General features: G+C 43.3%; 16 protein-coding genes and 1 pseudogene. 10 read left to right on the plus strand and 7 right to left on the minus strand.

The annotated features are described in order from the left end of the window. Positions 1-312 precede the first annotated feature (312 nt). Together NSQ50_RS09475 and NSQ50_RS09480 are read left to right on the plus strand one after the other, a co-directional pair. Positions 313-6,501 (plus strand): rhamnogalacturonan lyase family protein, encoded by a 6,189-nt coding sequence (locus tag NSQ50_RS09475; RefSeq protein ID WP_306068377.1) that lies wholly within the window; start codon positions 313-315, stop codon positions 6,499-6,501. Between the two features lie 148 nt (positions 6,502-6,649). Then, on the plus strand, positions 6,650-7,114 hold the full coding sequence (locus NSQ50_RS09480; protein ID WP_256717040.1) for a DUF2269 family protein: 465 nt from the start codon (positions 6,650-6,652) through the stop codon (positions 7,112-7,114). Here the strand turns inward: NSQ50_RS09480 and NSQ50_RS09485 are convergent. The 5 genes from NSQ50_RS09485 to NSQ50_RS09505 all read right to left on the minus strand — a co-directional run bounded on the left by NSQ50_RS09485 (position 7,086) and on the right by NSQ50_RS09505 (position 14,284). Then, a complete protein-coding gene (locus NSQ50_RS09485) occupies positions 7,086-8,246 on the minus strand; it encodes a glycosyltransferase family 4 protein (RefSeq protein WP_076179087.1) in 1,161 nt (386 codons plus the stop codon). The genes NSQ50_RS09480 and NSQ50_RS09485 overlap by 29 nt on opposite strands. A 152-nt stretch (positions 8,247-8,398) precedes the next feature. Continuing rightward, the gene (locus NSQ50_RS09490) at positions 8,399-9,241 is read right to left on the minus strand and encodes a sugar phosphate isomerase/epimerase family protein (RefSeq protein WP_076107527.1); all 843 of its coding nucleotides are present in this window, start codon (positions 9,239-9,241) and stop codon (positions 8,399-8,401) included. Between the two features lie 17 nt (positions 9,242-9,258). After that, the gene (locus NSQ50_RS09495; protein ID WP_038569729.1) at positions 9,259-10,359 is read right to left on the minus strand and encodes a mandelate racemase/muconate lactonizing enzyme family protein; all 1,101 of its coding nucleotides are present in this window, start codon (positions 10,357-10,359) and stop codon (positions 9,259-9,261) included. Between the two features lie 13 nt (positions 10,360-10,372). Continuing rightward, positions 10,373-11,827, minus strand: a complete 1,455-nt coding sequence (locus NSQ50_RS09500; RefSeq protein ID WP_076223320.1) for a GDSL-type esterase/lipase family protein — start codon at positions 11,825-11,827, stop codon at positions 10,373-10,375. A 111-nt stretch (positions 11,828-11,938) separates the two neighbouring features. Then, positions 11,939-14,284, minus strand: coding sequence for a helix-turn-helix domain-containing protein (locus NSQ50_RS09505; RefSeq protein WP_038569731.1), 2,346 nt, complete (start codon positions 14,282-14,284; stop codon positions 11,939-11,941). Positions 14,285-14,464: 180 nt separating this feature from the next. On the opposite strand from NSQ50_RS09505, the gene NSQ50_RS09510 reads away from it, so the two are divergent. The 8 genes from NSQ50_RS09510 to NSQ50_RS09545 all read left to right on the plus strand — a co-directional run bounded on the left by NSQ50_RS09510 (position 14,465) and on the right by NSQ50_RS09545 (position 24,530). Further along, the gene (locus NSQ50_RS09510; protein ID WP_051491060.1) at positions 14,465-15,982 is read left to right on the plus strand and encodes an extracellular solute-binding protein; all 1,518 of its coding nucleotides are present in this window, start codon (positions 14,465-14,467) and stop codon (positions 15,980-15,982) included. Between the two features lie 189 nt (positions 15,983-16,171). Further along, positions 16,172-17,728, plus strand: coding sequence for an extracellular solute-binding protein (locus tag NSQ50_RS09515; protein WP_036679248.1), 1,557 nt, complete (start codon positions 16,172-16,174; stop codon positions 17,726-17,728). Between the two features lie 133 nt (positions 17,729-17,861). Beyond that, entirely contained in the window at positions 17,862-18,836 is a 975-nt protein-coding gene (locus tag NSQ50_RS09520; protein WP_036679252.1) for an ABC transporter permease, read from the plus strand. Between the two features lie 21 nt (positions 18,837-18,857). Continuing rightward, on the plus strand, positions 18,858-19,733 hold the full coding sequence (locus NSQ50_RS09525) for a carbohydrate ABC transporter permease (protein WP_076107520.1): 876 nt from the start codon (positions 18,858-18,860) through the stop codon (positions 19,731-19,733). A gap of 40 nt (positions 19,734-19,773) precedes the next feature. Next, a complete protein-coding gene (locus NSQ50_RS09530; RefSeq protein WP_076124980.1) occupies positions 19,774-20,877 on the plus strand; it encodes a glycoside hydrolase family 88/105 protein in 1,104 nt (367 codons plus the stop codon). Positions 20,878-21,028: 151 nt separating this feature from the next. Then, entirely contained in the window at positions 21,029-22,150 is a 1,122-nt protein-coding gene (locus tag NSQ50_RS09535) for a glycoside hydrolase family 88/105 protein (protein WP_036679258.1), read from the plus strand. Between the two features lie 22 nt (positions 22,151-22,172). Next, positions 22,173-23,534 (plus strand): glycoside hydrolase family 28 protein, encoded by a 1,362-nt coding sequence (locus NSQ50_RS09540; protein WP_076223316.1) that lies wholly within the window; start codon positions 22,173-22,175, stop codon positions 23,532-23,534. A 39-nt stretch (positions 23,535-23,573) separates the two neighbouring features. Further along, the gene (locus NSQ50_RS09545; protein WP_036679262.1) at positions 23,574-24,530 is read left to right on the plus strand and encodes a pectinesterase family protein; all 957 of its coding nucleotides are present in this window, start codon (positions 23,574-23,576) and stop codon (positions 24,528-24,530) included. A gap of 89 nt (positions 24,531-24,619) precedes the next feature. Here the strand turns inward: NSQ50_RS09545 and NSQ50_RS09550 are convergent. Further along, positions 24,620-25,163 (minus strand): annotated as a pseudogene (locus tag NSQ50_RS09550) (zinc-binding dehydrogenase). Between the two features lie 18 nt (positions 25,164-25,181). Further along, the gene (locus NSQ50_RS09555) at positions 25,182-25,646 is read right to left on the minus strand and encodes a MerR family transcriptional regulator (protein ID WP_038569741.1); all 465 of its coding nucleotides are present in this window, start codon (positions 25,644-25,646) and stop codon (positions 25,182-25,184) included. Between the last annotated feature and the right edge of the window lie 37 nt (positions 25,647-25,683).

The following is a 25,683-nucleotide window of genomic DNA, read 5'->3' on the forward strand; positions in this document are numbered from 1 at the left end:
TCTGTCCTAACTGCTTACCCAATCGTAGGTTTTTATAACTATAGGCGAAGAAATTGAACGGTTTAGTGTATGATAAAATCTGTTTTTTAAATGTTCAGAGTGACACTTAGGTGGTAGTATCGTGTTGGATATGAGTAAAAATGGAATCATCTACCATCCAGCTGCCTGAGCAAAGAGGAGGGGATACGCGCACGAAGTGAACTTATATTTGAAGAACGAATGACAACGAAGCTTATTGTAAGCGTTTACTACAACAGGGCTAGATGCGTACTAAGTTCTTTCAATCATAAGAAAGCGGGTGAAGCACGGAAGATGAAGAGGAATAAACTTGGAAATAAAATATTTATGGTGTTATTGTCGTGCATCTTCATTTGTTCATCAATACTTCCATCTACAACATTTGGGGGGCAACAGGCCAGTGCAGCTTCAGGCCCAATAACCTTGCAATATGATTTTGGAACAGCAACAAGTCCTGTTATGAGTGGTTATACAGGCGTGCATGAATCTAAGTTATATACGAATGAGCTAGGGTATGGTTTAGATCAGGCGGTTGCTTCGAGGAATCGTTCGGGTGGAGACGGTATGACCAACGATTTTGTATTGGGACTGTCCTATTCTTTTTTGGTGGATCTTCCTAATGGGGATTACGATGTGACTGTATACTCAGGAGATTTACTAGCGGGTACAAGTACAACCAAAACTACGATTACTTTGGAAGGTAGCACGGCTGGGTCGATAAGCAGCAAGCAAGCTGTAAATCAAGCTACCTATCGGACGACTGTTCAAGATGGTCAACTAACTGTCGGCATTACGGGTACAGGGGTTGGCGGATATTTAAATGGACTAATTATTCAGCAGATTGTACCAGGTCCATTGAAAGCCCCTGAGGGATTAGTGGTTCATAATATCACCCCCACTGAGGTATCTCTGGGGTGGGGCAGCGTGACAGAAGCAGTCTATTACAATATTTATCGAACGGTTCTTCCTAGTGGAACCCTTCAAGCCATAGGTCAAGTTGCTGCTAACAGCTTCGTGGATTCAGATGTAGATGAAGGCAGTGGTTACATTTACAATGTGTCAGCTGTAAATGGAAAGGGTGAGGAGTCTGTTTTGAGCGCATCTGTGACAGTAGACAAAATTCCGGGGGTAGAGGTTCCCGCAGCACCAACCGGTCTTTCAATTGTCAGTGTAGGTGTAAGTTCTGTTCAACTGAGTTGGAACAGTGTGGCTGGAGCAAACCGCTATACGATCTTAAGGTCTGATGCAGCAGATGGAACATTCCATGAGATTGGTCAGTCAGAGAAGACGACATTTACGGATGCCTCAGCGGACACCTCAAAACGGCAATATTATGGGGTGAAGGCAGCCAATGGCCAAGGAGAATCAGAGCTATCTAACAAGGTGGAAAGTGCCGTGTATACGCCTCCTGGAACTTTGCCAGAAGGAGATGTTTATTCCTTTGATTTTGGCCCAGGTGCTGTGGCTGAAGGTTATCTTAAGGCAGATGCAGGGGTATCTTATTCCTCTGAGGTCAAATATGGATTTACAGATATATCGAAAGTAACTGGGGTAGACCGAGGAACCTCAGATCCTTTGCGTTCAGATTTTGTGGTCCCTAAGGATGCAACTTTTAATGTAGATTTACCGAATGGCGACTATACAGTTTCACTTATCGCTGGTGACAGCGCCGGAGATACAGAGATTGGCATCAAAGTAGAATCCATTCAAAAAGTTCAACAGACGAGCAAAACAGCAGGCCAGTATTTGGAAATGAGCTTTGACATCGCTTTGGTGGATGGACAAATGAACTTGGTGTTCTCTGGCACTAAGCCTAATATCAATGCACTGGTGATTACTAAGCAGCCAGACCGTCCTGCTAATGAATTGCCAACAGTTTATATTGCGGGTGATTCAACCGTGCAGACTTATGATCCTTATTGGATACCACAAGCAGGCTGGGGACAAATGATTCCTGATTTCTTTAGTGAGGAAGTAACGTTTAAGAATCACGCTATCGGAGGCCGCAGCTCTAAGTCATTTATGGTCGAGGGAAGGCTGGATGAAGTCCTGCGTAAGATCCAACCGGGCGACTATTTCCTTATCCAGTTTGGTCATAATGACGCAACGATTAGCGTTCCAGACCGATATGCTTCTCCAGCCGATTACAAAGTTTATTTAAAAACTTATGTCAATGGAGCTAGGCAAAGAGGAGCAACTCCGATTCTGGTGACTCCCATGGGCCGCAGAGATTATAATGCCGCGAGTGAAAAATTTAATGTGAGCTTTCCAGAATATGTGCAGGCTATGAAAGAAGTAGCAAGTGAGTTGGATGTTGACTTGGTCGATCTTAGCGCACTCAGTGTAGCTTATTACAATTCTATCGGTTTTGCAGCTACACGCTCTGTATTCCTTCACCTCGATGCAGGGATATATGGTGCTTTCCCAAATGGCTCGACAGACGATACTCACTTTCAAGAGTACGGAGCCATTCAAATGGCCCGTCTGCTGGCCAAAGGAATAGGGGAATTAAATATTCCACTCTCCAGCTTTGTGCAGGACATCAAACAGCCGGAAACGGTGCCAGCGAAGCCTGAAGGACTTGTAGCTGGGAGTATCAGTAATGCAGGTGCAGTACTGAAATGGAATACAGTAGAAGGTACAGATATCTATAAAATCTATCGTAAGCTAGCGGCAGAAGCCGAATCTGCTTATACATTAGCGGGAACTTCAACTGTCCCTTCATTGACATTAAGCGGGTTGGTTGAAGGTCAAAGCTACTCGGTAAGAGTGACTGCAGTGAATGGGCTAGGAGAGTCTGAGCCTTCAGATGAAGTGAAGCTGACTACGAAATCCGCTCAGTATCGTTATGATTTCGGACCTGTTGGTTCACCCGTTGCTGCGGGTTATACGGAAGTGAATGTGAATGTCCTATATACCCCAGAACGAGGATATGGTTTGACCTCGAGTGCAGGGATGATTGATCGGGATCGGGGAAATGCGACGGACGATCTGCGCAGAGATTTTGTGATTTATTTTGGAGGATCGTATGAATTCAAAGTTGATTTACCCAATGGTTATTATTCTGTTAAGACTTATACAGGAGATTGGATTGGATCTGCTAAGACGAATGTAGCCATTGAAGGCAAAGATTACGGAACAGTCTCCTCAGGTAAGGAAAATATTGCTGAGAAGCTGTATAACCAGATTGCTGTCAAAGACGGGCAGATGAATCTTGTCTTTAGTGGCACAACCGCTCATCTCAATGGGCTGGAGATCACACCGTTATTATTAGCCCCAACGAATCTGAAACTGGGTAGCCTGGATTTAAACAGTGAGCCTATTACAGCTAATCTTTCTTGGGACAGTATGGAGGGTGCGCTGAAATACCGTATATATCGTCAGGCTACGGTTGCGAATAGTGCAGAGCTGCTGGGCGAGACAATAGAGCCGTTCTACGCAGATACCACTGCGGATATTGGTATGGAATATATCTATACGGTAACTTCGGTCGACAGCACGGGACTGGAATCCGTAGGCTCTAATGCGCTAAAAGTGTCTATGATTGATCCCTCCGTAGCAAAAGCACCCGTACCTAGTGGTCTAGCTGTACAATCTACGAACAAAAATGATGTGACCTTTACTTGGAATGAGGTACCGGATGCACGGATGTTCAACATTTATCGTGCGAAATCCGCAGACGGTGAGTTCATCCTGATCGGCAAATCATTCGAAGCTTCGTACACAGACATGACCGTTCTGACTACCATTCCTTACTATTACAAAGTAGCCTCGGTAAATGCAGGCGGCATCTCTGATCTATCCGCTACGTTGGAAACCTCAGCGGTGACAACTTTATACCGGAAGATGGAGGCGCTGGATCGTGCGCCTGTAGCGGTTAAGACAGATGAAGGTGTGTATATCAGCTGGCGGATGTTAGGTCTGGATCCGGAAACGATAGGATTCAATCTGTATCGTGGCGATAAGAAACTAAATGATTCGTTGATTACTCAAAACACGAACTATCTCGATATTACAGGCAGGGAGGATGCCAAATATAGAATCACATCAGTAATCAATGGAGTCGAGAAATCTGCTTCGGAACCATTCAGCGTATGGCAGAAGCAATATCTATCGATCCCTTTGCAAAAGCCAACAGATGATTACACCAAGGATGGTCAACCGTATACGTATAGTGCGGGAGATGCAAGTGTAGGTGATTTGGACGGTGATGGTGTATATGAAATCATCATGTTGTGGTCACCTTCGAACAGCAAGGATAACTCTCAAGCTGGGTATACTGGACTTGTCTATATGGACGCTTATAAATTAGATGGAACTCGCTTATGGCGGATTAATTTAGGGCCTAATATTCGTGCCGGTGCACACTATTCTCCATTCCTGGTATATGATCTGGATAGTGATGGACGTGCCGAAATTATGATCAAGACGGCAGATGGCACAGTGGACGGTCAAGGAAAAGTCATTGGCAATGCCAGTGCAGACTATCGTAACAGTTCGGGTTATGTGCTGCTGGGCAATGAATATTTAACGGTGTTCGAAGGGGCAACAGGCTGGGCCTTGGATACCGTGGATTATGATCCGCCACGTGGAGATGTTGGCGCTTGGGGGGATACCTATGGTAACCGTGTAGACCGCTTTTTGGCAGCTGTAGCTTATTTAGACGGCGAGCAGCCAAGCGTGATTTTTAGCCGCGGTTATTATACTAGAACTGTACTTGCAGCTTACAATTATCGCGAGGGCAAGCTCGAGAAAGTATGGCGTTTCGATTCTAATGATGAAGGATATGGAGACTTCGTAGGTCAAGGAAACCACAATCTTTCTGTAGGAGATGTGGACGGCGACGGTAAGGACGAAATAACCTTCGGTGCGATGGCAATCGACGATGATGGGTTGCCGCTGTATAATACAAAGCTTGGGCATGGTGATGCAATTCATTTCGGGGACCTTGATCCTACCAGACCCGGGCTGGAAGTCTTTGATGTTCATGAGCATACCGATTCGAAGTATGGGATTGAAATGCGTGATGCAGCTACAGGAGATATATTATGGGGTGTGTTCACGGGGATTGATACTGGACGGGGGATGTCAGCGGATATTGATCCGCGATATGCTGGCGAAGAGGTATGGGCTGCAACGATCACCAATGAGGAGCATATACCTGTTACGGGCCTATACAGTGCGCAAGGTGAACTAATTACTAAAAAACTGCCTTCCTCCACGAATTTTGGTATTTGGTGGGATGGTGATCTTTTACGTGAATTACTGGATGCTAATCGAGTGGATAAGTGGGACTATAGCAATCAGACAACGGTTAACTTATTGACGGCTGTAGGTGCTTCTTCAAATAATGGCACCAAGGCGAATCCAAGCTTGCAGGCAGATCTGTTCGGGGATTGGCGTGAAGAAGTGATCTGGCGGGCAACGGACAGTTCTGAACTACGGATCTACACAACAACGGATATGACAGATTATCGTATTCGCACATTGATGCATGATCCGATCTACCGCCTGGCAGTAGCTTGGCAAAATGTAGGCTATAATCAACCTCCGCACCCTGGATTCTTTCTTGGTGAAGGGATGGAACAACCAGCGGCTCCAAAAATTCAATATGTAGGCTCACCGGGAGAAACTGAAGATACTACACCACCTACGATTTCTGGTTTACCTTCTGCTCAAATGAGTGAAATGGATGTATTGAAGGTGCAGGTCGTAGCGGAAGATCCAGAGTCTGGTATTCGCAGTCTGGATATTACTTTTGATGGTAAACCTGTAGTTTATGGAGATGAGATTCCACTCACAGAACTTGCGGGAGCGCATACGTTCATCGCAACAGCCATTAATAACGCTGGACTCTCAACGACAGAACAAGTGATTGTGGTCGTAAGTGGACCTCAGAAGGCTACAGGTGTTCCGGGGCAATGGGTTCTATCCAATAATAATGGGCAGGATACAGGACTTTTGGACGGGGATTACCAAATCACAATGAATATGTGGTGGGGCAATAATGGTACGGTCTACAAGCTATATGAGAATGGTGCCTTAATCGACACGCAAACCTTACGTGATGATTCCCCAGCTGCACAGACTGCAGTGACTAATATTACCGGAAAAGAAAACGGAACCTACACCTATACGGCTGAGCTAACCAATTCTTTTGGCACAACGGTGTCTGCTGCTCATGTAGTTATCGTGAAGGATGCTGCACCAGCTAAGCCGGTGTTGTCCAATGACAACTGGGATGGCGATGGAGAGTATAAAGTGACTATGAATTTATGGTGGGGGATGAACGGCAAAGAGTATCGCTTGTATGAGAACGGAATACTGATCGATACTCAGACTTTAACAGCAGGCACCCCAAACGCACAAACGGCTTCTACTTCTATTACTAACCGTTCTCCAGGCGTCTATGAATACCGGGCTGAGCTGTTGAATGATCAAGGGGTAAGTGAGAGTGCTATCATGAAAGTTACGGTAAAATAACTGAATATTTGTTAAAAAAACGCCTAAGTCGGTAATATCCGGCTAGGCGCTTTTTTAAGATTATCTAAGATTTAAAGGATCTGCAAGACTAATTCTCCTATCAGCCTCATATGAATCTAAACAACGAATGATAGGGGGGATTGTAAATATGGATTTGACGCATATGATCTCAAAGCTTGTGGTAGTTATACATGTTATAGCATCCATAGTGGGAATTGGACCAGCTTTTGTGCTGCCAATACTGACAAGCTCAGCCAAGACAGGCAGTCAGCTTCGTTTTGTATTTGGTCTTATGAAGAAAATAAACAGATTCCCTAAGACAGGTGGGATCACCCTGATCGTTACAGGTATTTTGTTAATGATCATAGATAAAATGGGCTTGTCGGTGTTGTGGTTAAATCTGTCGTTATTATTTTTTATCGTGATCGAAGTGATTATTATTGGAATGGTTGAGCCCCGATTGAAAAAGCTAACCCAGCTCGTAATGACCAGCGAAGGGGAGGAAATCCCTGAGGGTTACACTACCGCTATGAACAAGATCGCTCCCCTAGAAGCGGCGGTTCATGTGCTTACTATCGTCATTATTATATTAATGGTAGTAAAGCCGGTATAAGATCATAACGTCTATTCTCAATGATCTCTTCATAATCGCGGATGAGTCCATCAAAAATATTCTCCCAAGAGCGGCCGAGTGCCAGCTGTCGACCTTCATGTCCCATAGCAGCTAGCTTTTGAGGGTGCTCTATACATGCACAAATCTCACGAATAAAAGCATCCGGGCAGCGGGACTCGACAATCATTCCTGTGCGGCCGGGTGTGACCAGATCCTTCACTCCACCTTCATTTACTGCGAGGACAGGCAGTCCTGAGGCCATAGCCTCAAGGACAACATTACCGAAGGTTTCCGTACTGGAAGGGAAGACGAACAGATCTGCTGAGGCATATAATTGGGCAAGCTCATCACCATGTTTATAGCCTGTAAACGTGACATTATGGGGCGCCTGTGCCCGCATTTCCGGCAGAAGGGGGCCGTCCCCTACGACCAGCCAATGAACCTGAGATTGCATAGATTCGGGTAATTGCTGCATGGCGAGAGCAAGGGTGTTTATATCTTTTTCAGGGGCGATCCTTCCCACATATAGAAGCAGTAACGGTGCGGTAATTCCGTAGCGCTCACGGACCTCATGGCTGCGTTTTTTGGGGGTGTACTGCTGGCAGTCGATGCCTCTGGACCACAGCTTCAGGCGATGAAAGCCTTGAGCTTGGAGGGAATCGAGGGTTTCGTAGGATGGTGCAAAGGTGGCGTCGCAGGAGCGGTGGAACCACTTCATGTATTTCCAATAGAGCGGAGCGATTTTTTTCATCCGGTAATATTCAAGATAGCGGTCAAAATGGGTATGGTATGAGGCGACATGGGGCAAGTCATGTTTTCGCGCATAACGAAGGCCGCAGAGACCGATATTGAACGGAGTTGCCATATGAAGCAGATCGGGACGAAAAGCTTTCAGCTCTGATTGGATAGAGGACATATTGGGCAGTGCGAGTCTACATTCGGGGTATAAGAAAAAGGGGATGCTGGTAATGGGACGTATGGGATCGGCATAACTGTCTTCAGGAGCAGATTTCGGTGAGAAAAGCAGATGTTCAATACCACGCCCTTTCAAATGAGTGGTTAATCGTTGAAGCGTACGTGAAACTCCGTTGGTTTGCGGAAGAAATGTGTCCGTGAATAAAGCAAGACGCATGGAACCCCTCCCAGATACTCTTGATGCCCTGATCATAACAGGCGATTATTTGATGGAGGTCAAACGGATGTTAAACAGAATATAAAAATCCACTGCACCAAGTAAGGTAAAGAGGTGTGCAGTGGATTTATTAGTTTTAATGGGATGAAGCCCTACAGGGATTCGTATAACTGTTGCAAAAAGGTAATGCTTTCTCCTAAATGTGACTCAGGAGTGCTTTCCAGGATTCCTTGAATATGAGGACGTTCATATTTCATATAACGAAGAATCGGCTCAAACTCTAGCCACCCTTGACCTACAGGGACAATTTTTATAGCTCCATCTTGGACGATAAAGTCTTTTAAATGAATGATAGCAATTCGATTTCCTAAAAGCTTCAAAGCCTCCATAATAATAGCTTCTTGATGCAAGTAATTTGTAGGTGACATTAGATTTGCGCAATCCAATATGACCTGAAGATTGTTAGAAGGGACTTCATCCAGAAGTCGGCGGGTTAAGGGCGCGGTGTACAGCGGATGATGAAGTCCTGCTTCGATTCCTACCGTCACACCAAAACGTTCGGCCTCCGCCACCATGGCCTTAACTGATGTCACCACCTCTTGGAAGGCTTCTTCTGTAAAATTATCTGTGGTATACCCAAGTCCCACACTTCCGGTTTCCGTACCTACCAGACTAGCGCCAAAATCTCTGGCCAAGCGCAGATGGGTATTAAACGCGGCTAACGCTTGTGCCCGTTTGTGAGGATCGGTATCTACAATGTTTACATAGCAGCCCAGAACCGCAATCTGAATACCTGCCTGCCTAAAGGCATTGCCATAATAGCTGGCTGTTCCAGGGCTTATAGCCGTCAGACTAGGGGCACTATCAGGAAAAGATTTCTTAAGTGCAAACTGGATATGAGTGAAATGATAGGACTTAATCTTCTCAATTAACTCTTGCAATGGAACTTGTGTGAAATCATGTGCTCGAACACCTAGATGAAGGGGAATGCTCATATGATCGATCGCTCCTATTAGTATTGTTGTTTGTGAGGTGCTAATTTGTCCCAGTCAAAGGTAACGCCAGTGCCCGTTACTTCAGGCGCTACTGCCATCCCATTGTCTTTGTTAATCACTAGCGGACGTGTAGTGTATTGATCGATAGGGAAGCTATGCATTTCGAGATAACCTGCATTTGGCATAGCTGCTAACAAACTAACGTGTAATTCCTGCATCCCATGTGTGGAAACGGAAAGGTTATAGGCTTGTGTTAAGTGAGCTACCTTTAACCAGCCCGTAATTCCGCCTATATTGGAAGCATCAGGTTGAGGGAAATCAACATGACCATATTGCAGCATGTGATGGAATTCGGTTAATGTGCGCAAGTTCTCCCCGCCTGCAACGGCCATTCCTGTTTCTTCAGCAATCCGTGCATAGCCGGCATAATCCTCCGGAATCGTTGGTTCTTCTAAGAAAAGAATGTCATATTTCAAAAATTCACGTGCGGCTTTTATCGCTTTTTCCACACTCCAGCTCATATTGGCATCGACCATAAAGGCTACATCCGGGCCGACCAATTGGCGTACCGCAGCCACTCGTTCCACATCTTCAGCTAATGTTTTTTGGCCTAGTTTAATTTTGACAGCCTGGAGGCCCATATCTAAGTATTTTTGATTGTTGCGCAGGAGCTTTTCTAATGGGAAATTCAAATCAATCGCTCCACCATAACATTTGACCTCATTGCTTGCGCCACCCAGAAGTTTGTAGAGAGGTTCATCTGCTTTCTTCGCACGTAAATCCCATAACGCAATGTCACATGCCGCAATGGCGAAGCTAGCCAGACCCCCGCGAGCAACATAATGTATTCCCCAGTTCATCTGCTCCCAGATACTTTCCACACAGCTGGCGTCTTTGCCAACTAAAATATGTGTTAATTCATTAGCAATTAGTGAACAGATCGCTTTGCCGCCAAATCCGCCAGTATAGGTATAACCTACACCTTCACGACCGTCATCCGTTCTAATTTTGACAATGGGTACTTCAAAATGAGTATGCAAGCCGTGTTTAGCATCCTCCATGATTTCTGGCAAAGGGATACGATAGTACTCTGTAATAACTTCTTTAATTATAGACATCTGTGATCACTCCTTATAAAAGTTGTTGTAAGTTTGATATAGGTGAGGCTGTATTTTGTTTAAGTGCTTGAACCACAAGTTTAGCAATTTGCTGGGCACCTTCATCCGAGAAATGAGTATCATCCGTAACTCCATTGGGGTAATTGGGATGTGTTTTCTCTGGTAAGTGCATGAATAACTTCTTGGATTCTTCTTCGCCTAATGAACGATAGAGCGCTTGCGAGGCTGCGAAAATATCAAGTAGCGGAGTGTGCGTTTCTTCAGCCACTTGTCTCATTACCTCGGGATAAGCACCTACAGCCAACGGGTCAAGCTCTCCATCGGCGTTAAAGCGGCGGCGACTTACAGAGGTTAACAGAACCGGAGTCCCCCCTAGCTGCCTAGCAGCATCTATATATTGAATTAGATTGTGGCGATATTCGGTTTCAGGATCGGTGTAACGTAATGGATCATCTTTTTTCTCATCGTTATGTCCAAATTGAATAAACAGGTAGTCGCCGGGTTGAAAGTCTTTTTTGATGGCATCCAGGCGGCCGTCTGTTATGAACGATTTGGTGCTTCGACCATTAATTGCACGATTCTGGATTTGAATAGAAGTCCCAAAATAACTTTGCAGGTATTCTCCCCAGCCGGTCATAGGTTTTTCTCCAGCGCCTTTAATAGCCGCAGTGGAATCGCCTGCAATAAATAGCTGTTGTCTCATAAGGTCTTCTTCTCCTTTAACGTATTGGCGTTCCCTTAACCAATTCTCAGCAAGGGAAAGCCATTGCTGGCAATGAGGGTGTTCTTTAGCAAGCCCTAAACCATGCCGCCCTTCTTCAAAGATATGTAATTCAAAAGGAATTCCCTGATTAGACAGGGCAGAGGCGAACAACAGACTATTCTCCACGGGAACGCTGGCATCGTTTGCTGTTGTCCAGATAAAGGTTGGAGGTGTGAGTGAATCCACCTGGGCTTCTGAGGAAAAGGAGTCAAGCTCCGCTTGTGATGGGTCGTCTCCAAGAAAATGTAGCCGGCTTCCCTTATGCGAATGGGACTCTTGGAAAGTGATTACAGGATAACCTAACAGAAGAAGATTTGGTTTCTCTGCTCTAGTGGTAGAAAAGATGGAAGCTAAGTGTCCTCCAGCCGAGAATCCAATCATCCCTACTTTGTCTGAGATCACATTCCAAGCTTTGGGTGCTTCCCTAATCCATTTGAGAGCTTCCTCAACATCATTTAACAAAGAAGAGACGTTGAAGTCTCCGACCTGATAATCTAGTACACCTGCATGAATACCTAGATTGTTTAGCCATTGAGCCACAGGTTCTCCTTCATGTTTGGCTAAGTGCTGATATCCTCCACCAGGCAATACCAATATAAATGGACGGGGTTGATCCGTCTCGAGCGGATAGAGGGTGAGTAGTGAGGTTTCCTGAGAAATCTCATCTTGTTCTACACGGTTAGTATTTAGTCGAAAGTTCAACATTGCGTTCAAATTCCTCCCTAAATGGTTATATGCACACGTTAACATATTTTCCGAAAAAAAGAGAGACTCTTTTTTTTTTAGATTCGACCTTGAACGATTATTTTGTGATTTTTACATAGATTCGTCAAATGTTGGTTTGGATTTAGTGCCTGTATTGTTATCCCGGTACTGTCCAGGGGTCATCCCTTCCTGTTTACGGAAAGATCGAATGAAATTCTGAGAATTGTTGTATCTTAATTTGGCTGCAATATCTTTGATCGGCATATCGGTTTCCTGCAGCCATTTTTTCGCCATTTTAAATCGGTACATCGTTAAATATTCGCTGAAATAGTATTGGGTCTCCTTACGGAAGACACTGCTGATATAGTTGGCGTTGTAATGCAGCCGAGAAGCGCATTCTTCCAAGGTTAGATCTGTATCATATTCATGTTGGATCAGATCAATGATTTTCTCAGAGATGTTTTGGTATTGGGCATTTTGCCTGCTGATAAAAATTTTGATCATCGGGTAAATGACCATGCTCCAGAACCAATCCTCAATCTCAGCCACGGTATGAAGGTCATGCAATTCCTCAAAAATAGAGCCATTAGCATGATAGATCTGATTTAAGCTAATGCCCGATTCCTGCATCATAATGAGCAAGTTATTGAGTAAGCGGGTCAACGGGATTTGATATTCCTGTGGTGAAAGCTCAAGGGCAAAAATAGATTTAAAAAGCAAATGAATCAGTTCCTTGGCTTTATCCGTTTCAGCCAGCTTGATAGCATCCATTAGATCGTTTTCTTTATGCGTAGGGTAGTTCAAGTTCAGATAATGTTTGCCGGAGTTAATGTTCTCATATTGAATAATAACGCCTTTGCCAAGCTTAATGCGATGTTTCAGTGCTTCTAGACCTTCTCTGTAGGCGATGGCTAGTTTATCGAAGGCGTTGAAGGGAAGGCTCAGCCCAATACTCACCTGCACCTTTAGATAATTATTTATTTCTTGCTGCAGCTTCTCCGTTAACGAATACAGTGTCTTATGAAAAGACTGGGTATCGCAGTCTGGACTGCCCAATAATACGACTACCGCATGGTCCATGATTACAGGAGCCAGCCGTTGTTCAGGACAGATTAACTCTTCGATCATATTGTGGGCAGCGAACAATAAGAGGCTGAGATCTTTTTTCTCATAGCTGGAATCCTCGGCATAATCAATAGACAACGTAATTACTGCCATGGTTTTCCATTCTTCAAGTTGTGTTTGGTAGCCGAATTGCCCTAATTCTTCGAGCAAATCACGTTTCTTAACATTTCCGTGGAAGGCATTGATCAGAAAAAACGTTCGCACCTGCTGAAAGTGTTGCCGGACTTCTTTTTCCAGCTGTGATTTGGATTGGAACAAAGAATGAACTTGTTCTCCTATAATCTGAAATTCATTGCGATGTCTCGATTTAATATCCGGTTTGCGTTGGCCCATCTGATTAAGCAGTCTTTCGATAGGGGTGTACATACGCCTGGAACCGATCCATGCCAGAAGAATGGAGAACAAGAGCATAATGGTGCACACGATTATCGTAAACATCCCGATTTTATTGGACTCCTTCGTCAAGCTTTCCATAGAAGTAACCGATAGATAAACCCAGCCATTTAACTGAGAACGCATGAAAGTGACGGAGTAATTCTTTTTATTGATCACAGTCTTGAACTGTCCGGATTGTTTAGAAGGATCAGAGATTAAAGGGACTTCTTTAAATCCGCCTTGCTCTTTAGGTTTTCCGATTAAGCTGGTATCCGGATGGAGCAGGAAGCGGCCAGCTTGATCCAGAACGATAATGTCATCGAGTGGCTGCACATCTGAATTAATGAAATCCTGAAGACTGCAGACCGGAATATTAGCTAGGGCAAGCCCATATTTTTGCAGCTTATTGGTGGGAAGCTTTTTGATAAGACTAATGCTGTAATTGCAGCCAGTGACGTTAATGCTCTCCTCGCTATAAAATAAGGACGACGGATTCAAAATCCATGAAGTATCGTCAGCTATATTCATTAGATTAGAGAGTTGCGCGTGGTTTTTGTATTCATTCAGACGGTAGACGCCTGAATTTTTGATCATCCAGTTCTGCTGCTGATTGAGCAGGATGACATCCTCCAGTTTCGTATCGAAGGATTGCATATTGCGGATTTCGTTTCTTAAATCATTATATAAAATGAAATCGGTTTCATTTAAAGGGTTATTTAGTGCTTTTTTTAATACACTAGAGTTGATCACTTGGTTTAATGTTTGATTGACAGTTGTTAACTTATGTTCTACATTTGAGGTGATTTGTAATATAAGTTCCATTTTACTGTTGTTTACGTTCTTTTGGATCTCATTAGATGATGTGAAATAGGAAAAAGAACCGATGAATATCACCGGCAACGTGCTAATTACAAAGGCAAAAATCGTTAATTTACTTAAAAAGCTTAATGGTCTCACGGGGCTCAGCACCTTTACTTATGTAGAAGTAGACACTTGTTCTTAGTGTATGAAACCTGGTGGAAAATAACAATAATCATCTCGTTCTGCAATAATCATTAACCCTAATTATGACTACAAAATGGAAAATCTTCAAGCTGTAGGGTGAAAATCCTTACAATACCTTAGGAGGCTGTAGAAATGTTTAGACAATTTTTGTGTAGAAGGGCAACGTTTTGTTTCTGCTTATTTTTCATGCTTGTTTTCCCTATGTTAAGCGCTTGCAGTGATGGAAAGTCAGCTGGTTCTGTACTGCAAGAAGCTCGCCCGAACATCTCGATCTTGGCACCCCTTCATTTTCCACAGCAGCCTTCAAAAAAGATTATAGCTGAGATTGAAAGATTAACAGGGGTGGAGCTTGATATCACGTGGGTGCCTGAGGGTGTTTATACCGATAAAATGAACACGGCGTTGACCACTAATTCCTTGGGAAAAGTCACCTTTGTGAAGTTCTCAGATTATAATCTGGTGAAAAACGCCATCCGTTCTGAAGCATTTTGGGAGATCGGCCCATATCTTCAGGAGTTCCCCAATCTTAAAGCACTGGACCCCGCTATTCTTAAACAGACCGCTGTAGATGGAAAGATCTACGGCCTATATACAGAACGCCCTTCCTCCAGACAGGGTGTCATTATACGTAAGGATTGGCTGGACAATCTTCATTTAAGCAATCCACAGACCTTAGATGATCTATATGAAGTAATGAGGCAATTTACATATAACGATCCGGATCAGAATGGCAAACAAGATACCCTTGGATTAGTCGATCGTAATGATCTTGTTTATGGTGTATTTAAGACACTAAGCTCTTATTTTGGCACACCAAATAATTGGAAGCTAGAGAATCATCAATTTGTTCCGGAATTCGTAACAGCGGAGTATATGAACACAATGAATTTTATGAAGAAATTATATGATGAAAAAATCATAAATCAGGACTTTGCTCTTACCAGTAAAGAGGTTCAACGCGATAAATTCATTAACGGAATCGCTGGTGTGTTTATTGGCAGCATGACTGATGTGCAGCGGTTGTCAATTGAAGCTCAAGCATACAATCCAAAGGCTGAACTTACCCTGATCAATCGTATCGGGGGGCCTGATGGATATAAAGTGTGGTCTATCCCCAATTACAACGGACTGTATCTCTTTTCCAAAAAGTCCATTGCCACAGAGGAGGAGCTTCGGCAGGTGCTTGGATTTTTTGATCGGACCATGGATAAAGATGTAGCCAATATAATGATGTATGGCTTTGAGGGGCGGCATTATAAGCTTGAAGGCGGCAAGATTATCCTTCCCGAGGAAACCTCACAACTGCGGGTACAGGAAGTGAATCCGCTATATGCTTTAATGATCGCGGACATTAGTAATAAAAACATTATGGAAGTGGCTCAGAAGGAGCAATTAACCTCTCTAGCAGATCAGCTGAGTAAAGATAATGAATCTTTTCTGGTCGATGACCCGACAGTTTCTCTGAGCTCATCTACTTTTGATGAGAAGAATATGGAGTTATCTACAATCATTGTGGATGCTACATATAACTATATATTAGGTAATATTACCGTCGAGGGATTCCAGCAAGAGGTTGAGAAATGGAGAGCTCGTGGAGGCAATCTTATTATTAAGGAATATGCTGAGGCTGAGTTTGGGACAGAAAAGTAAATAGGTTAAAAAGGTTTTGATCCACTGCGGATAATGCGGTGGATTTTTTTTGTGCTGCGATATCACGATAATCATTTGCTCAGATCCCTTTCAGAACGCGCCGTTATGGGGAAATGATTGTTTTCGTAACCTTGCCGACGATGTAACGTGGAACTCGTAACCAATACAAATTATGGAGGTCAAAATGGTATGAAGAAGAAATCCTTCACCATGTTGTTAACAGCACTGTTAACATTCAGCACATTGTTAGCTGGATGCGGTGGTAACAACAATAACAAAGAAGAAGCAGCAGCCCCAACTACAAGTGCAGAGAACACTACGAAGGTGGAAGAGACTGAAGCACCTAAAGAGGAACCTACAGAAATCAAAATCATGCTTCCATTGAATACATCAGAGACTCCGCCTGATACGATTAAGAATGAACTAGAGAAATTGACCAACACGAAGCTGACTTATCAATTTTTTCCGGCTGATACTTATGAAGAAAAACTGAATTCATCTTTTGCAACGGGTTCATTGCCGCAAGTAACATATTTGAAGAATCAGACAACCTTCATTCAGATGAAAGAAGCGATAAAAGACGGACAATTCTGGGAAATCGGTCCACTATTAAGCGAATTTCCGAATTTGAGCAAACTGAAACCAGAAATTCTTAATAACACGAAAGTAGATGACAAGCTTTATACCCTATATATCGGGCGTCCACTTGCACGCCAAGGGATCATTTACCGCAAAGACTGGGCAGATAAATTAGGACTTGCTGCACCAGCTAATGTAGATGAATTATTTGAAATGGCTAAAGCCTTCACAGAACAAGATCCAGACGGTAATGGAAAGAAAGATACTACCGGTATTATTGACCGTAATGAGTTGACCTATGGAGCTTTCAAAACTGTTTCGTCTTGGTTCGGAACACCGAATACCTGGGGTGAGAAGGATGGCAAATTAGCGCCTGAATTTACCTTCGATGAATATTTCGACACAATGGATTTTTTCAAAAAAGCTCGTGATGGCGGATACATTAATCAAGATTTCGCTGCCACCAGTAAAACGGATGCAGTAAATATGTTTAAGGCTGGAAAGGGTGGACTCTATATTGGGGGCTCCATGCAAGATATTGATTCCCTCAATAAAGATACTATTAAGAATAACCCTGACGCTGTTTTGGATGCGCATAGTATGGTTGCAAGTCCAGATGGAAAATATGCTCAATGGATGATTCCAGGCTATAACAATGTTGTCTTGTTCCCGAAATCTGCTGTCAAGGATGAGGCAGAGCTGAAGAAGATTCTTGCTTTCTTTGATCAAATGATGACTCCAGAAGTAGCTAATTTGATGTATTGGGGAATTGAAGGTACTCACTATACCGTTGAAGACGGTAAAGCGAAAGCTGCAGACGACAAAGAATTGATTGAACGTGAAGTAAAGGGATATAAGGACAGCGTTATCGGCGAAGCTGAAACCAATGGAATGTACGAAAACTATAACACGCTGCCAGGAAGAATTCATGCAGATCAATTGGTTCTTGAGAATGTCAAAGTTGGTGTAGCGGATCCAACAGCTGCTATGGATTCGGCTACCTATACAGAAAAAGGCGTAGAGCTTCAACAGATTATTACAGATGCAACCTATAAATATATTTATGGTCAGATTGACAAGGCTGGATTTGAGAAGGAAGTAGAGAACTGGAAGAGCCGTGGTGGAGATAAGATTATTGAAGAATACAACGCGTTATACAAAAAATAGTAACCCGTACTGGAATAGTTAAGCGACAAATTGTAGCTGAAAAGGTTGTTGATCTTGTTTCAACAACCTTTTCTATTCCTCACTGGGTTCAGAAATATCGTGTTTGAATAAAGAAGGAGAAAGGAAGAATATCATGCAGGAAGTCACCGCACAGCCCAGCTCAGCTCCTCAAATGAATCCTAAGCCTGAAATTTATAAAAGCAGCAGCGAACTGAAAAAGCGGCTGTGGAGAAATAAATGGCTCTACGTCATGCTAACTCCGGGAGTACTGTATTTTCTGATTTTTAAATATCTTCCAATGTACGGATTAATTATCTCATTTCAGGATTACAAACCCTATCAAGGGATCAACGGTAGTGATTGGGTAGGGATGAAGCATTTCAGCAGGTTGTTCACAGAGCCGGATTTCTTAAATATATTAGTGAACACACTTATTCTTTTCGGATTAAATATTCTTATCTATTTCCCGATGCCGATTATTCTTGCCCTGATGTTAAATGAACTTCAAGGCAGCTTTTTCAAAAGAACCTTTCAGACGATCTTCTATTTGCCCCATTTTCTGTCATTGGTTATCATCGTCTCCATTTCTTATGTAATGGTCACGATGGATGGAGGGATTATCAACGAGCTGCTTGTCTATTTTGGCTTTGAACCAATCAATTTCCTGCTTAATCCAGGGTGGTTCAGGCCCATGTATATTATTCAGGTGATTTGGAGAGAAGCAGGTTGGGGAACGATTATTTATCTAGCTTCCATAGCTGCGATTGACCCAGGGCTTTATGAAGCATCGCGTATGGACGGAGCTGGAAGACTTAGACAAGTCTGGCATATCACTCTTCCAGCGATTAGAGGCGTAATTATTACATTATTTATTCTGAAAATTGGTTCCGTTCTTGATCTTGGATTTGAACATGTATATCTGCTACTTAACTCCATGAATCGAGAAGTTGCGGAAATTATCGATACGTATGTATATACTGCTGGTTTGAGACAAGGGCAGTTTAGTTACAGTACAGCTATTGGATTCTTTAAATCGATTGTAGGCTTTGTAATGGTGATGATGGTGAATAAATTATCCAAGAAAATGGGAGAAGAAGGCGTTTATTGATATTTTGTGGGAGGAATCGAAATGGTAGAAGATAAAACAATCAGTGGTAGAATCTTTTCTGCTATAAACTTTACGCTGCTTGCGATCATTGCTTTAATTACTGTGCTTCCCCTTGTTCACGTTGTAGCAGGCTCTTTCACAACGAGTGCAGAACTAGCTTCTAGCAAATTTGTACTGATTCCAAAGGTATGGAGTCTGGAAGCGTACAAGTTCATCTTTTCGACGAATACAATATTTAAAGCCATGGGTGTTTCCATTGGTATCACGGCAATTGGTTCTATTTTTAGTTTGTTTATAACTTCTTTGATGGCCTACGCTCTTACCAGAAAAGATCTGGATGGTCGTAAAGTGGTTAACTTCATGGTTGTGTTCACCATGCTTTTTCATGGTGGGATGATTCCAACGTTCCTTGTGGTGAAGGAATTGGGACTAATTGATACGTACGCATCATTGATCCTACCGTCAGCGATTAGTGCCTTTAATATGATCATTTTGAGAAACTTTTTCCAAAATATACCTGAAGGTTTGGAGGAATCGGCCAAAATTGATGGTTGTAACGATTTTGGAATATTATTTCGGATTGTATTGCCACTATCCTTACCTGCGTTAGCGACTATCGGATTGTTCTATGCGGTAACGTATTGGAATACCTACATGAATGCGATTCTGTATTTGAATGATAGTGCGAAATGGCCAATACAGGTTCTGCTCAGACAAATTGTCGTCCTTGCCAGCGGTATGGATCACAGCGCTACACTGGATGCTGCTGTTCCACCGCCAGATCAATCAATTAAAATGGCTGTTATCGTTGTAGCTACCTTACCAATAGTTTGTGTGTATCCGTTCCTGCAAAAGCATTTTGCCAAAGGTGCCATGTTGGGTTCTATGAAGGGCTAGCAAGAAAGAGAGAGACTATACTTAGGGGAGGAGCTTCGAGATGACTGTACAGATACCTACAACGCCGATAGAGTGGGCAAAAAAAGCTTGCGATTCACTAATGGATACTTACAGGGCGGGAGAGCTTCCCCCCGCGCATCGATGGCACTATCATCAGGGTGTATTTCTGTGTGGCATGGAGCTTTTGTGGAATGCTTATCAAGAAGACCGTTATATCAACTATATTCAGGAATATGTAGATGATTTGGTGGATGAATACGGGAACTTTTATTTTGCACGTGATGAGCTGGATGCGGTTCAAGCAGGACAGTTACTATTCACTCTTTATGAACGGACAGGCAAACTTAAGTATCGTATTGCAGCAGAGAAGCTAAGGAATTTACTGCTCACACTAAATAAAACCTCTGAGGGCGGGTATTGGCACAAGGATAAGTACGCCAACCAAATGTGGTTGGATGGACTTTATATGGCCGGCGTATTCTCCTTGAAATATGCTAATGTCTACGATGAACCAAGCTTGCGTGAAACGGTCCTTCATCAGGAAATGTTAATGCGCAAGCATATGAAGGATGAGACAACAGGTTTGTTATACCATGCCTGGGATGAGAGCCGGCGGATGCCTTGGTCGAATCCGGAGACGGGTTGTTCACCGGAGTTCTGGAGCCGATCATTAGGATGGTATGGTCTCGCCTTATCGCAATTTCTGGATCTGTTACCTTCCCATGATTCAGCCCGGACAGAGCTTTCTACTACGCTGAGAGATTTTGTGGATGCACTTATTCGTTACCAAGATCAAAAAAGTGGACTTTGGTATCAAGTCGTAGATAAGGGACATGAGCCAGATAATTGGCTGGAGACTTCAGGGTCATGTTTGTTCGTCTATACGATTGCCAAAGCCGTGAAGCATGGCGTTGTAAGTGATGTGACTATCGCTACAGCTGCCGCTAAAAAAGGATATGAAGGGTTAACCAAAGTAATCCAGTGGGATGAGCATAACCGATTAGTTCTGCCGGACATTTGTATCGGTACCTCAGCTGGAGATTACGAGAGTTACGTGACTCGGCCTAAGGTTAAAAATGATCTGCATGGTGTGGGCGCATTGGTGATGGCTTGTGTTGAAATACAGTCAATGCTCCAAGAATAAATCGCTCCGTATCCTTACTAAACAATGACTTGATTCTCTGAGATTGCAGAGAATCAAGTCGTATTATTTTATGTACAAAGTAATCCTTAAATCGGGTGAACCTATTTATAGTTTTTGAGCTCTTAAATTTATAAATATTTTGGGGGTTGGGATGAAGAAATCACAGTGGGCAATTCAAACGGCAGACTCTATTATGGCGCGGACACCGAAGCTTTATGAAGATAAAGGCTACAAAGGAAGCTGGACCTACGATTATGGCGTGGTATTGAACGGTTTTGAATGGCTTTGGAAGCAGACCGGTGATTCGAAGTATCTGCAGTTCATTCAAGATAATATGGACTACTTTATTCAGGAAGATGGCAGTGTCAAGGGCTACCACCTAGAGGAGTATAACATCGATCATATTAACAACGGAAAATTATTATTGACTCTATATAAAGAAACGAAGCAGGAAAAATACAAAAAAGCGGCTGCTCTACTTAGAAAGCAACTTGAGACCCATCCGCGAACCTCGGAAGGTGCTTTTTGGCATAAAAATATATATCCCTATCAGATTTGGTTAGATGGACTTTATATGGGCGCTCCTTTTTATTTAGCCTACTTGCTAGCTTTTGAAGAAGGAAAGGGACTTGGGGATGTAACTAAACAATTTATCTTGTGTGAGAAGCATACGAAAGATCCGGTAACAGGTCTGCTATATCATGCATGGGATGAACAGCGTATTCAACCTTGGTGCGACCCTGAAACAGGACTTTCGCCTAACTTTTGGGCCCGTTCACTTGGCTGGTATCTCATGGCATTGGTTGATGTTCTGGAATTGCTGCCTAGTGAGCACTCAGATTATCCAGAGCTGGTACGAATACTAAATGATACCTTAACTGCGGTGAAGAAATATCAGGATAAGGAATCCGGGGTCTGGTATCAAGTGATTAATCTAGGGGAACGCAAAGGAAATTATCTTGAGGCCTCTGCTTCAAGTATGATCGTGTATGCCATGGCTAAAGGTATCCGATTAGGCGTGTTAAACGCTGGATGGTACGAAACATTAGATCTGGCTCAACAAGGACTTATCTCGGAGTTTGTACTAGAAACCAAAGAAGAATGGGTCAATTTAAATAAGAATTGCCAAGTAGCAGGATTAGGTGGAGTGGACCAACGTGACGGTACTTTCGCTTATTACATTAGCGAGCCTATTGTCACTAACGACCAAAAAGGTGTGGGTGCTTTCCTTCAGGCCTGTGTGGAATACGAACAATTAAGAGGCTGGATCTGATATAGAACAGGGAGGCTTATGAATGTTGATCTACAATATTGAGGATTTTGGAGCGCTTAAGAATAGTAAAAAGTTAGCGACAGAAGCGATAACGCGTGCAATTGAAGCGGCAAATAAAGCCGGTGGAGGAACCGTTTATGTGCCGGCTGGTACGTTCTTAACCGGTGCAATTCATATGAAAAGCAATATCGAATTGAATTTAAATCCTGGTGCCATTCTTTCATTCAGTACGAACCCGGAGGATTACCCTGCAGTGGAATGCAGATGGGAAGGAGTGAAGCAGCAGGTTCATTCACCTTGTATTTATGGAAGAGAGTTAGTTAATGTATCGATCACTGGCAGCGGAATGATTAACGGAAATGGTGAACTCTGGTGGGATAAGTTTCGGAACCGCCGGGAAGAGCTGCAGTATCCCCGGCCGACTCTAATCGGCTTGGACAGCTGTCAGCGGGTAACCCTTAAAGATATCGCGCTGGTCAATTCTCCAAGCTGGACCGTTAATCCGATAGGCTGTTACAATGTGACTATTGATAATATTTCCATTCTGAACCCGGCGGACTCTCCAAATACAGATGGTATTAATCCAGAGTCTTGCACCAATGTGCGAATTAGCAATTGCAATATTGATGTCGGTGATGACTGCATAGCGATCAAGGCAGGAACTGAGGATACCAAAGAACGAGTTCCTTGTGAGAATATTACGATCACCAACTGCACTATGGTACATGGACACGGGGGTGTCGTACTCGGTAGTGAAATGAGTGGAGATATTCGTAATGTCACGATTAGTAATTGTGTGTTTAAACAAACCGATCGTGGAATCCGGATGAAATCAAGACGGGGACGCGGGGGAGCGATTGAAGATATTCGGATCAGCAATATTGTAATGGAGGACGTTATTTGTCCGTTTACTCTAAATCTATATTATTTCTGTGGACCACGCGGAAAAGAAAAATATGTGTGGGATAAAAATCCTTATCCGATTACAGAGGAAACGCCGTATTTTAGACGCATTCATTTTGCCAATATTACCGCACGTAATGTTCATGCCGCAGCGGGTTTCTTATACGGGCTTGCGGAGCAGTATGTATCCGAGATTACGTTTACTAATGTAGACATCTCCATGGCGACGAATGCAATTCCCGGCCATCCAGACATGATGACAGGGATCGAAAACATGAATAATCGCGGGTTTTTCCTCGGGAATGCAAGAGATGTCCAATTTCATCAGGTGACGATTGAGAACCATGAAGGGCCTGCTTTTTACATTGAAAATGGAGAAGCTGTAGAGATCATAAATTGTCGATCAAAAAACACGAAGAAGCCGGAAAAATTAGTAGAACAAGCTACAGTGTCACCTGAAGAACAGAATGTCTGTCCATAAGAGAGAGTCATCAATTTATTGAAAGGAAAAGAATCCACTATGCTTGTTGTAGGAAAAGAATCCTTTTGCGCTTATCACACGATTCAAGAGGCGATAGATTCACTAGAGCAGGGGCCATCCGGTCAAGCGGATACGCTTTATATTTTGTCAGGGGTCTATAAAGAGGCAGTGCGGATTTATCGTTCTAATCTTACGATCATAGGGATTGGCTACGTGGAGATTGTTATGAATCGTTACGCGAAAGAGCGTGATGAAGCGGGCGAAGAAATCAATACATTCTCTACACCAACGTTATTTCTGGGCGGCAGCCACCTGATCTTGGAGAATCTGGTGATTACCAATAATGCAGGGCAGGGTGAAAATATCGGGCAGGCGGTAGCCGTGTATGCTAATTGTGATCAAACCGTATTCAGAAATTGTACTTTAAAAGGGTATCAGGACACGTTGTTCACGGGACCTTTGCCACCTGCACCCAAAGAGCGATCTACGTTTGGAGGTATACCACTGAGAAAGCACCATGCCCAATATCGGCAGTTGTATCAGCATTGCTATATAGAGGGAACAGTGGACTTTATATTTGGTGGGGCTACGGCTTATTTTGACAGATGTGAAATTCGCAGCTTGCGTCATAGTGAGAATCAAGCAGGTTATATTACGGCAGCCTCCACACCCGTGGGACAATCGTATGGTTATATTTTTAAAAATTGCTTTTTAACAGCGGCTCCTGATATTGCTCCGGTGTTTCTGGGCCGTCCATGGCGTGAGTATGCTAAAACCGTATTTGTAGATTGTCAGCTGGGTGCACATATTCATCCACTTGGCTGGGATAACTGGAACAACACCGCTAATGAACAAACCGTTTGTTATCAGGAATATGGCGTGAAGGATGCAATTCTCCTGAGTAAGCAACGCGTTTCTTGGGCAGATTGCTTTGAAGATGGGGACGAGACGTTGGATAAAGAGTTTGTTTTTGCTGGTACGGATTTTTGGAAATAGATAATTTAATTAACGAGTACACAAATAAAAAACGGTAGTCTAGACGAGAAGCATAAAGTCTTAGACTGCCGTTTTATTTATGTGTTGTATCACTTTATTTTTAATATGATCTTTCCTTTAGCTCTGCCCGATTCGGAATACTCCATCGCTTTCTGCGCCTCTACAAAAGGAAACACTTGATCAATAACAGGTTTTATTTGTCCGGACCTTATCAAATGCTTCGGTTTTATAATTGATAATTTGATCGGCTCCAAGTGACTTGACCAATTCTGCTCCAGCATCGCTTGTAGTAGTAGCCACGTATATCCCCATCGCTTTGGCAAGTTGGATAGTAAAAAGTGCCAACACCGCCCGCTCCCGCTTGAATCAATACCTTTTGTCATCACCTATCTTGAATTTTATAACTTTTTTTCCTGCTTGGATGACAATCTCTGAAAAATCATTTCCTAAAACTAGGGGCATATCGTATTTCAACAGCGTACGAACTTTGCCATCCCGCACTTTGAAATCGATAGGATTAATACTTGCTGCATGGATCTCTGCCAATACATCATAATCACCCACTGCGGGTGTAGGGACGTCGGCTAGTTGAAGAGGATATTTTCCGTATTTTTTAATTATCATTGCTTTCATCCTAAAAACTCCAACTCATTAATTATTCATTTTTGCTGTTCCAGAAAAATAACTCATCTCAACGGGGGAGATGGTTTTTGGTTCCGATCGGTCTTCGCTTTTATCTGAGCAGTCTCGGCGATATTTCCCTTGTTCCAGCTTTATATCAATAAAATCGACAACCTGCTGCAGCGACGAGATTTGGCTGACGATGTTTTCTCGATGGTTCCTTAAATGCTCCACCAGTTCAGGATAATCCGCGGGATCAGCGTCGGCGGAGACCGCCAAAAATGGCTGCATATCCTGCAAGGGCATACCTGTTTTTTTGAGGCAGGATAGCAGCCGGATTGTATCTATGTCTTCCTGCCGGTAAACGCGATGCCCGTTGTCCTTCCGGTCCGCCCGGGGAAGCAGCGCAATCTTTTCGTAATAGCGGATCGTATCCTCGGATATTCCGGTTTGCACGGCGGTTTCTTTTATCGTAAACGTTTGCTCTGCCTTCATACTCTACCTCCTGGAGATTGCTTTGTGTGTGCATTAT

Source organism: Paenibacillus sp. FSL R10-2788 (assembly GCF_038003885.1).
GTDB classification, from domain to species: Bacteria; Bacillota; Bacilli; order Paenibacillales; family Paenibacillaceae; genus Paenibacillus_AQ; species Paenibacillus_AQ odorifer.